The organism is Idiomarina sp. PL1-037 (assembly GCF_034422975.1).
Lineage (GTDB): Bacteria > Pseudomonadota > Gammaproteobacteria > Enterobacterales > Alteromonadaceae > Idiomarina.
On the sequence record NZ_CP139873.1, the window covers coordinates 2146318 to 2160780 of the forward strand.

The 14463-nt window shown below is 46.6% G+C and carries 13 protein-coding genes; 8 read left to right on the top strand and 5 right to left on the bottom strand.

All coding sequences use genetic code 11. The features are described from left to right. The first annotated feature begins 9 nt into the window (after nt 1-9). On the top strand, nt 10-432 hold the full coding sequence (locus U0358_RS10135; RefSeq protein WP_322406167.1) for a DUF4426 domain-containing protein: 423 nt from the start codon (nt 10-12) through the stop codon (nt 430-432). Here U0358_RS10135 and U0358_RS10140 read toward each other — a convergent pair. After that, nucleotides 429-2159: a potassium/proton antiporter gene (locus U0358_RS10140; RefSeq protein WP_317497268.1), complete on the bottom strand. Its 1731-nt coding sequence runs from the start codon at nt 2157-2159 to the stop codon at nt 429-431. The genes U0358_RS10135 and U0358_RS10140 overlap by 4 nt on opposite strands. 130 nt (nt 2160-2289) lie before the next feature. Between U0358_RS10140 and rdgB the strand changes: the two genes are divergently transcribed. After that, nucleotides 2290-2901 (top strand): RdgB/HAM1 family non-canonical purine NTP pyrophosphatase, encoded by a 612-nt coding sequence (gene rdgB, locus U0358_RS10145; RefSeq protein WP_317497269.1) that lies wholly within the window; start codon nt 2290-2292, stop codon nt 2899-2901. Beyond that, nucleotides 2898-4049 (top strand): radical SAM family heme chaperone HemW, encoded by a 1152-nt coding sequence (hemW, locus tag U0358_RS10150; RefSeq protein WP_322406168.1) that lies wholly within the window; start codon nt 2898-2900, stop codon nt 4047-4049. The genes rdgB and hemW overlap by 4 nt, the downstream gene beginning before the upstream one ends. A 17-nt stretch (nt 4050-4066) precedes the next feature. Here hemW and trmB read toward each other — a convergent pair whose 3' ends face one another. Both trmB and U0358_RS10160 read right to left on the bottom strand, forming a co-directional pair. After that, nucleotides 4067-4783 carry a tRNA (guanosine(46)-N7)-methyltransferase TrmB gene (gene trmB / locus U0358_RS10155; RefSeq protein ID WP_322406169.1) on the bottom strand — a complete coding sequence of 239 codons (717 nt, stop codon included), beginning with the start codon at nt 4781-4783 and terminating at the stop codon, nt 4067-4069. 112 nt (nt 4784-4895) lie between these two features. Then, a complete protein-coding gene (locus U0358_RS10160) occupies nt 4896-5981 on the bottom strand; it encodes an OmpA family protein (protein ID WP_322406170.1) in 1086 nt (361 codons plus the stop codon). 115 nt (nt 5982-6096) lie between these two features. Here U0358_RS10160 and mutY point away from each other — a divergent pair, with 115 nt between their 5' ends. From mutY to U0358_RS10180, 4 genes are all read left to right on the top strand, one after another. Further along, nucleotides 6097-7137, top strand: coding sequence for an A/G-specific adenine glycosylase (gene mutY, locus U0358_RS10165; RefSeq protein ID WP_322406171.1), 1041 nt, complete (start codon nt 6097-6099; stop codon nt 7135-7137). Between the two features lie 11 nt (nt 7138-7148). Further along, complete coding sequence (locus tag U0358_RS10170) at nt 7149-7421, top strand: oxidative damage protection protein (RefSeq protein ID WP_322406172.1); 273 nt, start codon at nt 7149-7151, stop codon at nt 7419-7421. 157 nt (nt 7422-7578) lie between these two features. Then, on the top strand, nt 7579-8694 hold the full coding sequence (gene proB, locus U0358_RS10175) for a glutamate 5-kinase (RefSeq protein ID WP_317497275.1): 1116 nt from the start codon (nt 7579-7581) through the stop codon (nt 8692-8694). After that, nucleotides 8691-9944: a glutamate-5-semialdehyde dehydrogenase gene (locus tag U0358_RS10180; protein WP_317497276.1), complete on the top strand. Its 1254-nt coding sequence runs from the start codon at nt 8691-8693 to the stop codon at nt 9942-9944. The genes proB and U0358_RS10180 overlap by 4 nt, the downstream gene beginning before the upstream one ends. Before the next feature lie 67 nt (nt 9945-10011). Here U0358_RS10180 and U0358_RS10185 read toward each other — a convergent pair whose 3' ends face one another. Then, complete coding sequence (locus tag U0358_RS10185) at nt 10012-11997, bottom strand: 3-deoxy-D-manno-octulosonic acid kinase (RefSeq protein ID WP_322406173.1); 1986 nt, start codon at nt 11995-11997, stop codon at nt 10012-10014. Nucleotides 11998-12002: 5 nt separating this feature from the next. After that, nucleotides 12003-12779, bottom strand: coding sequence for a glycosyltransferase (locus U0358_RS10190; RefSeq protein WP_322406174.1), 777 nt, complete (start codon nt 12777-12779; stop codon nt 12003-12005). Between the two features lie 118 nt (nt 12780-12897). Here U0358_RS10190 and U0358_RS10195 point away from each other — a divergent pair, with 118 nt between their 5' ends. Continuing rightward, nucleotides 12898-14454 carry a cryptochrome/photolyase family protein gene (locus U0358_RS10195; protein ID WP_322406175.1) on the top strand — a complete coding sequence of 519 codons (1557 nt, stop codon included), beginning with the start codon at nt 12898-12900 and terminating at the stop codon, nt 14452-14454. Nucleotides 14455-14463: the final 9 nt, after the last annotated feature.

Consider the following 14463-nt stretch of genomic DNA (forward strand, 5'->3'; position numbering starts at 1 on the left):
GGAAAAGTGATGAGTAAAGCATTCTTTGTTAAAACAGTAATGGTCGTTTCTTTAATATTTTCAGGCATTGTTATGGCTGAACAGAAAGAGTCCCTGGGCGACTGGGATGTTCACTACAGCGCTTTTAACTCCACCTCTTTATCCCCTTCTATTGCGACGCAATACGACTTAACTCGCAGCGCATCAAAAGGCGTTCTCAATATTGCGGTATTGGATAAAAAGACTCAAAAAGCGCAAACACCCGAGGTAACCGGACAAGTGGTGAATCCGCTGGGACAAATACAGGAGCTCGATTTTCAACAGGTGACTGAAGGTGATGCCAGTTATTACCTGGCTCAGTTTGAGCACTCTAATGCCGAAACCCTGCGTTTTACCATTCAGGTTGGTGAACATCAGTTTAAATTTAACCAGGAGTTCTGGTTGAACGACTAGCTTTGAACCGGCTTAACGCCTATCGACTGAATATCACCTTTATCGCTGATTTTTCTTACCGTCAGAATGACATCGCCCAAACGTATATTGTCACCAATAACAACGCGGCGATGGAATTTCTGCGAGAAGTAATCAGCGATTGTCGTACTCAGCAGAGCATCGTCCAGATTACCCAGAGGATAAAAGCTACCGACATCGGCCAACGTCAGATCGCCACGCAAAGTAAAGTCACCAAAGAAGTCTTTCTCGGATACTTTTAAGCCCTTACCGCCTGACGCTAAAATTCTGCTCACCTCATCAATATCGTTTACCGTCGCAGCAACCAGTAGGCCATCACCCTCCTCCACCATCGGCTGGGTTTCTGGCTGCAACCATTCTCCGTCGCGAATTAACCCCACGAAAGTAGCCGGCGCCGTCAGTTTTAGTTCCTTCCAGGTATGGTCACAAGCCGGCGAGTGTTTATCGATGCGGTATAACCACACCTCCAGCGCCTCTTTACTGGGCACCGATGATAGTGGCATACGCTGCTGAGGCCTAGCTTTTAGCGGCACCTCAAGCCCTAACCAACGCGCTACCGGTGCAATGCTCCACCCCTGAATAATGAGTGAAATCATCACTACCACAAAGGCGATATCAAAATACAATTCTTGATCAGGTACGCCACTCAACCAGGGGAATAACGCCAGTATAATAGGAACCGCACCCCGTAAGCCTACCCAGCTAATAAACACTTGTTCACGCCAGGGAAAGCTAAACGGCAATAAGCTAATAACCACAGCTAACGGGCGGGCAATAAAAATTAAAGTAAAGGCAATACCAATGGCTACCGGCGCGTTAGCCACTAAGTGAGAAGGAACAACCAATAACCCCAGAATAAGGAACATGGCTATCTGACTTAGCCAGGCGAGCCCATCCTGCACTTGCAATATATGTACTAGTTGAGGCAGCCTCGCATTACCAATAACAAAGCCCATTAAATAAACCGCCAGAAACCCACTGGCATGGAGTTTTGCTGTTAGCGCATAAATGGAAATAGCGCAGGCTACCGCGAGCAATGGAAAGAAGCTGAAACTAAGAGGCAACTTACGTGCCGCAATAATGAATAACCGACCACCTAACCAACCTATGGTGAGGCCGCCAATTAGCTGCCAAACAATGTCCAGGCCTACCCAATACCAGTCGGGAAAGCTGCCGCTGGCTACAGCACCGGTCATGGTTAAAGTTAGAATAACGGCCATGGGGTCGTTACTGCCCGACTCTATCTCAAGGGTAGATGCGACCCGCTCTTTAATTTGCAACCCGCGGGACTGAAATATGCCAAACACCGCCGCGGCATCGGTTGAGCTGAGTATCGCTCCCATTAGTAAAGCCGCAGGCCAGGGTAAACCAAACCAATACACCGCTGCAGAAGCCACCATAGTACAGGTTAATGCGACACCTATGGTTGCCAGGCTAATAGCCGGCCAGAGCGCTACCCGAAAGCGCTCAGGGTGTGTGCGCATGCCCCCGTCAAACAAAATAATAACCAGAGCCGCAGAGCCAATAAAAAATGCAATATCCGGATTGTTAAACTCGACACCTAATACACCTTGCTCACCCGCAAGCATTCCAATTAACAAAAAGGTCAGCAGTACAGGTGCACCCAGCCGGTTGGATGCTACAGCGGCTAAAATGCTGACAACCAGCAGCAAGCCACACAATAAAATCAAGGTGTTAGCCGAATCCAAATAGAATCTCCTTATCTTTGTCTCTGCTTGTTCATAATAGCAGGTTTCACTTAGAGGCTAATGTTAGATTTCAAATCCCGTTAAAACCCTTTATCCTGTGCCTCTTGATAATTAGGGTACAGGTTCGCTTATGACGTCACAAAAAACCTTAGTGCTGGCTACCGGCAACGCAGGAAAAGTTGCCGAGTTGCGTCACATGTTAAGTCAGACACATGCCACCGCCGACTGGCAAGTTCGCCCGCAGTCAGAGTGGGACTTCGCTGAGGCTGATGAAACCGGCACCACTTTTGTTGAAAATGCCATTATAAAAGCTCGTCACGCTTGCCGGCAAACGGGGTTACCTGCTATTGCGGATGATTCAGGTCTGGCCGTTAAGGCTTTAAATGGCGTTCCGGGTGTTTATTCTGCTCGTTATGCTGGTCCCAATGCGACAGACTCCGATAATATCAATAAATTATTACAGGCTTTAGAGGGCACTGAAGAGCACCAGCGGCAGGCCAGTTTTTATTGCGTATTGGTTTATATGCAAAGCGCAGAAGATCCGACACCAATCATCTGCCAGGGCCGCTGGGACGGACACATATTAACTCATCCGGTTGGTGAAGAAGGCTTCGGTTACGACCCTGTGTTCTGGGTTAAAGAAAAAAACTGTTCCGCAGCGCAATTAAGCAAAACAGAAAAACAAGGGCTCAGCCACCGCGGACAAGCGTTAAAGCTACTACTGGAGCAATTGGCTGAATGACTTCTCCTCTGACGCTTCCACCGCTGTCTCTGTACATACACATTCCATGGTGTATTCAGAAGTGCCCTTATTGTGATTTTAATTCTCATAAACTGACCGGCGATGTGCCCGAAGCAAGCTATGTCGGGCGTCTTTTAGAAGACCTACGAGCCGACTTTGACTGGGTTCAGGATCGGGAAATTCAGTCAATATTTATCGGCGGGGGCACGCCGAGTGTATTATCCGCAAAAGCAATACAGCAGTTAATGGATGGTGTCCGTTCAATAGTGACATTAAGTTCCGACTGTGAAGTGACCATGGAAGCGAACCCGGGAACCTTTGAGACCGAAAAATTCTCTGCTTTCGTTGCCGCAGGCATCAACCGGTTGTCTATTGGTGTTCAGAGCTTACAGGAGCACCAATTACAACGCCTGGGGCGTATTCACAATCCGCAGCAGGCAAAAGATGCAGCCACTCACGCAAGTGAATTACCGCTATCCAGTTTTAATCTCGATCTTATGCATGGCTTACCGGATCAGACTGTAGAAATGGCATTAGACGACCTACGCCAGGTCATTGCCCTGAACCCGCCGCATATTTCCTGGTACCAATTAACTATTGAGCCTAACACGCTATTCGCAAGCCAACCTCCGGAACTACCGGACGACGACACACTGTGGGAAATTTATCAGCAGGGTCATAAACTTCTGGAAGCAGCAGGTTATTCTCAGTACGAAGTGAGCGCTTACGCTAAACCGGGCCATCAGAGCAGGCATAACCGTAACTACTGGCAATATGGCGACTATTTAGGTATTGGCTGCGGAGCCCACAGCAAAGTCACTCTGCCTCCGCAAAATAAAATCCTGCGTTGCGAAAAAGTGAAGCACCCCAAAGGCTATTTAGATTTAACCAAGCCTCTGCGTTATCAATTAAAAGAAGTCGCAGTAGATGACCGCTTGTTTGAGTTTTTCATGAACCAATTCCGCCTACTGGAGCCGGTTAGTAAAAATAACTTTGAACAAACCACAGCTCTTTCTGCAGAGCTAGCCTCAAAGCAGTTAGCGAAAGCGAAAACTCTGGAGCTTGTAGCAGAAGACGGGCGTAACTGGCAACTGACTCAACGCGGCCACCGATTCTTAAACTCGGTTCTGGATACGCTTCTGGATTAACCCAGAAGCGTGGCAGATTAGTTTATTTTAAACTGAAGGTCCCAAACACCATGACCTTTTCCTTCGCCACGGCGTTCAAACTTGGTTTTGGGTCGGCTGTCAGGACGTGGTACGTAATCACCTGAAGACGACAAATTCGTTAACCGGGGTTCGTCACTCAAAACTTCCAGCATATGCTCTGCATAGTTTTCCCAGTCTGTTGCCAGATGAATGACTCCGCCAGTCTCAATTTTCTGAATTAATAATTGCACAAACTCGGGCTGTACGATGCGCCGTTTATGGTGGCGCTTCTTGTGCCAGGGGTCCGGAAAGAAAATTTGAACGCAGTTCAGACTGTTATCCGGAATGCATTGTTTTAATACTTCGACCGCATCTTCATGACACACCCGGAGGTTTTTCACCCCTGCATCCTCTACAGCCATAAGACACGCGCCTACACCCGGCTCATGAACTTCTATACCAATAAAGTCTCGTTCAGGAGCATTAGCGGCCATTTCGACCAATGAATGCCCCATGCCAAAACCAATCTCCAGAGTTACCGGCGCTTGCCGGCCAAACACCTCAACTAAATTCAACCGGCCATTCTCCAGAGCTAAACCTACTGAAGGCCAAAGACGTTCAATTGCAGCAGCCTGCCCTTTTGTCAGTCTTCCTTCTCTTTTCACAAAGCTCCGCACTGTTCTCACATATTTTCCGGCAGCGGCGGCTTCTTCGGCAGTTTTAAAATGGCTCATGACTTTCCTGAAAATTAATGACTTAGCTAATACCAAAAAAACAGGCCTGAAAAATCAGGCCTGTTTAGAGTAGAACCATTATCGCTATTTCAAGCAATCAATACAATCAGTATTAACGAGTTTTAGGCACCCGGTTTACGACTTTCAATGTTGCTTCTATGCGACGGTTTTCCTGTCTGTCAGCAGCACTGTTTTCACGAACTTTTGGTTGAGATTCGCCGTGACCTTTGAAGTCAACGCGGCTTTTCTCAATACCATGTTGTTTAACAAGTGCATTGGCAACAGCTTCTGCACGACGTTCAGACAACCACTGGTTATATTTCGCTTCGCCCGTGCTATCCGTGTGTCCGTGAATAGTGATATCTAACTGTGGATGCTCTTTCATGAACTCTGCCATATCTTTGATATCTGACCGTTCACCGCTGCGAATGCTGGACGAGTTTAAGTCAAACTCTACCAGCAACTCTTCGGTAATAGTCTCGTTTTCATAAAGAATACAGCCGGTCTCATCTACTGAATAATTTTTAGGCGTATTGGCACATTTGTCTTTTGAATCAACAACGCCGTCACCATCAGAATCTACAGATTTAGGTTCAGGTGCCGCTTTTTGAGGTTCAGGACGTGGCTCTGGACGTGCTTTTGGTTCAGGGCTCGTGTCACGACCGCCAAAGAACCATTGCAAACCAACGTTTGCGAACATTTCCGTGTAGTCTTCTTCCCAGCCACGCTGAGCACCACCTTCAACACGCCATGCCAGATTATCGGTAATAAAGCTGCGATGCCCAAGAGTGACTCGCGCAGCAACATCTGTAACATCACCAATTTCGGTGTTGTTCAAACCTAAACCAGCATAAAAGTTGTTGTTGAAGTGGTATAACGCATCAACACCGTAGCTGTCACCGTATGCATCGCCTGCGCCAACCAGGTCGGCTTCCATATAGTCATAATAAACACGGGCTTCCCATGCTTCGGTAAACATCATGCCGGCTTCAACACCTGAAGTAATGGTTTTGAAGCCGTCATCAACAGAGAATACTTGCCCATTTTTTACCGCAACGCGATCGTCGTCGGCAGAAAACGCACCCAGGCGCGCGCCCAGATAAAAGTCGTTTTGCTCAACCTCAGTCTGCTGTGCAAAAACTGGAGCGGTTAACCCCGCGGTTAGCAAAGATATAGTGATTAAATTTAAGGTTTTCATTGCAAAGCTCCTTTTAATTGCAATAACAATCATGCTCGGAATATGAGACACTGTATATGTCATAAATAGTAGTACATTTTTCAATTAAGTCACTTTTATTTGCAGAGATTTACAGTTGACTCAGACATTCAGCTCACAGGTTCTCAATTGGTTTCAGCAATACGGGCGCAAGCATCTGCCATGGCAGAAAAACGTCACGCCCTATCGCGTCTGGGTGTCAGAAATTATGCTGCAACAAACCCAGGTTACTACCGTTATTCCGTACTTCGAACGTTTTATGGAAACCTTTCCTACGGTTCAGAAACTCTCCTCAGCTCCACAAGACAAAGTATTGAATTTATGGACTGGATTAGGCTATTACGCAAGAGCCCGAAACCTTCATAAAACTGCAAAACTTGTTTGCACTCAATATAACGGCGAATTTCCAAAAAAAGTTCATGAACTCGAACAATTACCCGGGGTTGGTCGCTCAACAGCCGGCGCAATTCGCTCTCTTGGGCACGGTAAATACGCACCTATTCTGGATGGCAACGTTAAGCGTGTATTAGCACGTCATTTTGCTGTCTCTGGCTGGCCTGGTAAGGCAGATGTTTTAAAGCAACTGTGGCAACTGACTGAACAATTGACTCCGAAACAAGGCTCCGGCGCATACAATCAGGCAATGATGGATATCGGTGCAATGATTTGTACTCGCAGTAAACCGCTTTGCGAGCAATGTCCTGTCAATAGCACCTGTGTTGCAAAGGCAACGGAGACAATAGCACAATACCCGGGAAAGAAGCCGAAAAAGATTAAACCAGTAAAAGCAACACATATGCTGCTTTTTCGGCATAACCAGCAGTTCTTGCTAGAAAAGCGTCCTCAGTCCGGCATTTGGGGCGGCCTTTGGTGCTTTCCGCAATGCGACGAGGAAACGGACATCCCTTCCTTAGCTCAACAATACGGCGTCACTGAGCTGGCAAGACAGCAACTGACTCCTTTTCGTCATACCTTTAGCCACTTCCACCTGGACTGTAAGCCTCTGCTAATTGACGTTGCTCCCTCTGAGACTTCGCTTAACGAAGCAAAAAACCTGTGGGTAAAAGCGAATACTAATCAAGACTTGGGCTTTGCAGCACCAACCGTTAAACTGATGGAGCAGTTAATGACTAAATAGGTGAAAACAGCATGAGCCGTACTGTATTTTGTGAGCATTTTCAAAAAGAAGCCGAAGGCCTCGATTTTCAGCTTTATCCAGGCGAGTTAGGTGAGCGTATTTTTAACCACATATCAAAAGAAGCCTGGGGAGAGTGGCAAAAGAAACAAACCATGCTGATAAACGAAAGACGGTTAAACATGATGGATCCTACCGATCGTGAGTTTCTTGAAAAACAAATGACCGCTTTCTTATTCGAGGGAGAAAACCCTGAAATTGAGGGCTATACTCCGCCGGAAAATTAACTCTTTAAGTTAGAAAGTTTCCAGCCACAACTCTTTTTTTCTTGTAAATCTAAATTATTGTCTAATATATTGACAATAGGTATGGCTTATGAGCCTCACTGGAGCTTAGACAGCCAATCTGTTAGACTACTAACGAATTCAACAAAAGGGAGTCTCTATGAAAGCGCCATCCTGGCGAAGAGCCGTACTGAAAGTGGGGAGTGCGCTCATCGCGCCAGATGAAACTGGGGTTAGCACCAAATACCTATTACCCATAGCTCGCTTTATTAACGAGTGTCGAGAACGCGGACAGGAAGTTGTCCTGGTCTCGTCAGGCAGCGTTGCTGCCGGCCGCAAACATTTTAACTTTGAACACAAAAAAGTACCGGTTGCCGTGCGTAAAGCAATGTCTGCAGTCGGTCAAAATGAAATGATGGGTTACTGGTCACGCTTTTTCGATTCCCCCTGCGCCCAGTTGCTAATGACCCACAGCGACCTACGCGACCGAGCTCGCTACGTCAGCATTAAAAACACCCTGAATAGATTGTTAGAGCACGACATTTTACCCGTAGTAAATGAGAACGATGCTCTTGCGACCGACGAAATGAAAGTCGGTGATAACGATAACTTGTCGGCTATGATCGCGACTTTGGTTGACGCCGACGCCCTATTTATTTGTTCCGATATCGACGGTCTGTATGACTCAGATCCGAACCTGAATCCAGACGCGAAAAAGATACCGGTGGTTGAACAAATTGACGAAAGCATTTATTCACTAGCCGGTGGTTCAGTGAGTTCTGTCGGCACCGGGGGAATGCGCACAAAAGTTGAAGCTGCAGAAAAAGCCACTTCACACGGTATCGATACTTACATAGTTAACGGTCGTAAAGGTGAGACTTTTGAATCGTTACTACAGGGGGATATCCCCGGCACATTATTCCGTCGTCAATCTGATCCAATTAGCAACAAAAAGCATTGGTTAAGACATACTCTGGTCGCCCAAGGCGAAATATTGGTTGATGAAGGTGCAGAGAAAGCATTAATTGAGAACGGTGCCTCACTACTCAGTTCAGGCATTGTTGATGTACAAGGTGACTTTGATCGCGGTGACGCCGTGCTGGTTCGCAGCGCCAACGATACTGACGCTATCGCAAAAGGTATTTGTCAGTACAGCGCACATGAACTGATGCACATTAAAGGGCAGCAAACGGAAGATATAGCTGAAAAATTTGGCTATAGCCCAATTACAGAAGTCATTCACCGTGACGATCTAATGATTTTGGAGGACGCATGAGCCAGCAATTAGCAAAAGAAATTTCACAACGCGCTGCAAAAGCGGCACGCGCTGTAGCAACCTTATCTGAAGCAGACAAAAACAGCGTACTGCAGAAGATGGCAGACGCAATTCGCGCACGCCAGGACAAAATTATTGAAGTCAATAAAAAAGACCTGGCTACCGGGAAAGAGAAAGGTCTGAGCGATGCGATGATGGATCGCCTGGAATTGACACCTGAGCGTGTCGAGGGTATGGCCTCTGCCATTGAAGAGATCATTGCGTTAAAAGATCCTGTAGGCGACAGCTACGTTCTGGATGAGCGTCCTAATGGAATGAAAATCGAGAAAATGCGCATTCCTCTGGGCGTTATCTGCATGATTTACGAAGCACGTCCGAATGTCACAGCTGACGCTGGAGCCCTGTGCTTTAAGTCAGGTAATGCCGTTATCTTGCGCTGTGGCCGTGAAGCTATTGAAAGCAGCAAAGCCATTGCTGAAGCCTTGCACGAAGCATTAGAAGCCAGCAATCTGCCTAAGGACGTTATCACTGTGGTGCCAACACCTGACCGCGAATTGATGACCGAACTTCTGCAACAGAAAGACTATATCGATCTGGTTATTCCTCGCGGCGGTGAAGGCTTGATTCACTTCGTTAGCGACACCAGTAAAATCCCAGTCATCCAACATTACAAAGGTGTTTGTCACCTGTATGTGGATAAAGACGCCGATCTTGATAAAGCTCTGGCCATTTTGCTTAATGGTAAAACTCAGCGTACCGGCGTTTGTAATGCGCTCGAAGGTTTACTGGTTCATCAGGACGTTGCTGATAAGTTCTTGCCTATGGCTGCTAAGGCTCTGGCTGAAAAAGACGTAACCATTCACGCCGATAAGCGTTCAGTAAGTTACTTTGATGGCGCTGATGAGATTGCAGACGACGCTTTTGGTGAAGAATACCTGGCTCTTGAGATTGCGGTTCGCACCGTCGACAACTACGAAGGTGCTATTGAGCATATTCAGGAGTTTGGTAGCGGTCATACTGAAGTTATTATCACTGAAAACGATGAAACGGCTAAGCGTTTCATTCGTGAAGTAGACTCAGCCGTTACCATGGCAAATGTCTCTTCTCGCTTCTCTGATGGCGGTCAGTTAGGTTTAGGTGCTGAAATTGGTATCTCCACCAGTAAGCTGCACGCATACGGACCAATGGGTCTTGAAGCACTAACAACTGAGAAATTCGTGGTGACCGGTAACGGTCAGGTTCGCGACTAATTCAGTGCTTAGCGCATAAAAAAGCCCCGCTCACTCAGTGACCGGGGCTTTTTTTATGGTTTAAAGCTTAACGGCGATAACCCGTTAATAACTCTGGCCAGTCACGAGACTCCTTCCAGTAAAAAGTCTCATTCTTTTCTTTTTCTTTGCGTAAGGAGCGCAGCAAACGCTGAATATTCGCTTCCTTCCAGTCCCCGCTTTCTCGAAAATCGCATTTATCAAAATCGACAATCCAGGCTTTGTCTTTGTCATCCAGCATAAGGTTGTGACAATTTAAATCTGAATGGTAGACACCGGTATCGTGTAGCTCTTTAATAACACTTCCCAGTTTTTGCCATAACTCTGCAGAGAGTTTCTTTTCACGAAGTAAACGAAAAACATCGACAGCTCCCGGAATAACTTCTACCAGAATGTCTGCTTTGTAACTGAAAACCGCTGTCTTTTCCATACGAGCCGCTACCGGGCGCGGAACGGGCAAGCCAATTTCCCGCAGCTTCAATAGCAAATCGAACTCATGAATAGCCCGACTTTTTTCTGCAGGTTCACGTAAAAAACGATCTTTATTAATTTTACCGACTAAACCACCACGATAATAATGACGCAGTAAAAGTCCCAAATCACCCTGCTGAATAAACCAGACTGTTGCGCGCCCCGTTGAGTTTCCCGCAATCGACTTCTGTTGCTGCCAATACTGGGCTGTAAAATGTTTATCTTCTATTGTTTCAAAAATATCGCTGTCGTAGCGAACAAGCCCTTGGGGACTCTGCTCTGTTTTTATCATACCGCTTCCTGTCAGAGTACATTCCAGTGCCCGCCTTAATACTCTTAACGTAGCACCCTGGTGCGTTTGTAAAACGCTTTTAGCAGCTTCATGTTGCGCTTTCATGACAGCTGTCTGCTGCATCAACTCCACAGCTTGTTTAATTTCTCCGGCATTATTAACCCACTGCACGGCACTAGCTTTTGCCAGCTCACCGTAAACTTGTGGGAAATTGAACACGTGCCGCCCCGACATAACATTGGAGCCAGCAGCGATAACTTCAAGGGGGTTGTGCCCGCCTCGCTCAATAATACTTCCGCCGACAAAACTCACCGAGGCTAATTGCCCCCAAAGCATCATTTCCCCCATGCTGTCAGCAAGAAGGACATCACAATCTTCAGGTACTGTATTATTTTCGGTTCTACGGGCAAGCTTAAGCCCGGATTCCTGTATCATTTGCGCTACCACCTCAAATTGCTCAGGGTGTCGCGGTGCAATGATAAGACAGGAATCAGTTAAGTCCTGTTGAATCAGTTTATGTGCCTCTAACAGCACCTCATGCTCGCCTGGATGGCTACTACTGGCTAACCAGACCCGTCGCGATACACAGCTTTGCTGCCACGCCAATGCTTTTTTGATGTCATTCTCAGAGAGCTCAATGTCGTACTTAAGGTTTCCGTCCACGAAGAGCACGCCACCGGGAACGCCCAGTACCTTCATTCGTCGCGCGGTTTCTTTATTTTGAACAGAAACCAGTGTCAGCTGTTTCCAGACTGTATTCATCAACCAATGAAAACGCCGATAACCTGCAGCTGAACGAGCCGATAGTCGTGCGTTTAACAACGCGACAGGAATATTATTTCTGGCAAGCTGGTTCAACATTTGCGGCCAAAGCTCGGTTTCCATAACCCACACGGCTTTAGGTTTAAACATATGAACAAAACGCTTTGCGGCACCCGGCGTGTCTATCGGCCAATAGTGACAACTGACAAACTCGCCAAAATGCTGCTGGATAAGTTCCCGAGCCGTTGGCGTCATACAGGTAATAAGTATTTTTTGGCCTGGTTCCTGACGCAAAAGCTGCTCAATTAACCGTTTCGCCGCTAACGTCTCGCCAACGGAAACGCTATGAATAACCACACAGCCGTGCTGCCTTTTATCAACAGAGCCCAGCGCAAGCCGTTCTGACCAGTTCTGACGGTAGCGGCTGTCTTTTCTGCCGCGTAGCCACAACCAGACAAAAACGGCTGGGGTGACCAGCCGTATGAATACTCCGTAGATCCACAATCGCATATAATTTAACGCCAGTACTCGGCAATCCACTTAGTCGGCAGAACTTTCCGATACCATTTACCGCTTCGGCCTTCCAGCGCGTCATCCGGGTGCGGTTTGCCGTGGAATATAATAACTTTTGCGTCTTCAGGTATACGTGGCTCTTGGAAGAAGCTTAATGGGAACGGGCGCAGACAATGGCGCTTAAAGCTACGGCACCACTTTTCCGGCCAGTACGTCAACTTGTTTTGGCGGTCAACAAAATGCGTAATGTATTCCTGTTCATTCCGTACGTCAGCAGTAGCCGTTTCTGGATCTTTCTTCAGGTGCTCTAATGCGTCTTCGTGCGCGCCAATATCGAAACGAAATACCGATGTATTCCCGGTAGCGTCGGATTTATCCCACTCTTTGATCACCATAAATTCGCCTTCCGGCTCAAAGAATTCGTCCAGGCTGCCAACAATAATAATATCCAGATCCAGGAATAACGTTGGCCCTCCAAGATCATAAAGCGGGTTTGCAAAGCAGGTAAGCTTTAACCAGCCGTGACCTTTTGCCCACGGAACTTGTTCATCAAAGTCTTTAAAACCAATTTTAGGAATCGCTTTTACTTCAATCTCGTCATTGATACCCTCAAAGTCATCGGTAAAACAGACAAAACGAAAGGGTCGACTAAGGTGGCGACTGACCATTGAATGCAACGTATTGACGTAATCGGGGCCATACTTTTTACCCCACTTGATGCAAATGACGTTAACCGGTTTCTGCTCTGATGAATTTTCGTTACCCACTACCTGGTCCATAACTGCCCCTAAATCTGAAACTACCGCGCATAATGCCATATTTTGGTGCATTTAGGTATGCCGATCTGAATCTCTGAATAGAACGTATTGAAGCTATCGATCCTAACCCTCACTGCTTATGAAAATTCATACTCTACGACTCATACTTGGCGACCAACTCAATGCCAGACATTCATGGTTCAGGCAAAAGGACGCAGGCGTACTCTATGTGATGATGGAGCTCAAACAAGAAACCGACTACGTTGTTCACCATCGACAAAAAGTATTAGCCTTTTTCGCAGCGATGCGGACTTTCGGTAACGCACTGAGCACTGCAGGACATCAAGTCAAATATATAAAACTTGATGATGACACTAATAACCAAAGCCTGACTCAGAACCTTCAGCAATTAATGCAAGATCACGAAGTGACTACTCTGGAGTGTCAGCAACCCGACGAATACCGGCTCGATCATCAATTGAAAAGCTGGGCCGGCGCCAAAAACATTAATTTGAAATGGTTTGATACAGAGCACTTTCTTACCGGCCGCAACTCGCTAAAAGAGTATTTTCCTAATAGCGAAAACTACTTAATGGAAACTTTCTACCGAAAGGTCCGTAAGCAATACGATATTCTGATGGAAGAAGGTCGCCCGACCGGAGGACGCTGGAATTACGATAAAGAAAACCAGAAAAAGATTCCCGCAAACCATGACGTAGAGCCACCTCTAATCTTCTCTAATGACGTATCCGATATTGATGAGCTACTGGACAAAAGTTCAGTTAAAACTATGGCGCAAGCGGACGCGGCTCAACTGATATGGCCGGTTAACCGCAAACAGTCCAAGCAGTTGCTTGAACATTTTTGTCAATTCGGACTCCCTGATTTTGGTCGTTATCAGGACACCATGGCAACCGAAAATAACGTCGGCGAAGCCCATTGGAGTCTTTATCACTCGCGAATTTCATTTTCTTTAAACACCAAAATGCTGCATCCGTTAGAAGTGGTTAACGCTGCTATTGATGCCTGGTCCAATAATAAAAACAGCATTTCACTTGCTCAAATTGAAGGTTTTTGTCGGCAGATTATTGGCTGGCGAGAGTTTGTGCGGGCCATTTACTGGGCCCATATGCCCGACTATAAAAACCTTAACGATCTCAACCACAACAGAGCGTTACCAGAGTTTTACTGGACTGCCGATACCAAAATGAGCTGTCTGCACTATTCCATTAAGCAGTCATTAGACTATGCCTACGCACATCACATACAGCGGTTAATGGTAACCGGAAATTTCGCACTTCTGGCCGGCGTATCACCGGACGCTTTGGATGACTGGTATCTTGGCATTTATATTGATGCCATCGAGTGGGTGGAATTGCCAAATACACGCGGCATGAGCCAGTATGCCGACGGTGGGCTAATAGCAACCAAGCCCTACATTGCCAGTGCTAACTACATGCAAAAAATGGGGCACTACTGTAAAGAGTGCTATTATGATCCGAAGAAGAAAACCGGTGAAAAAGCTTGTCCTTTTAACAGCCTGTACTGGCATTTTATTGAACGTCATAAAGAACGCTTTAAAGACAATCACAGAATGAGCATGATGTACCAGGTCTGGAATAAAAAAACCGGGAAAGAACAGCAGGCGTTAATGAAACAAGCCGAAACTTATTTAGATAATATCAACGAGTTATAAAAGGAAGCA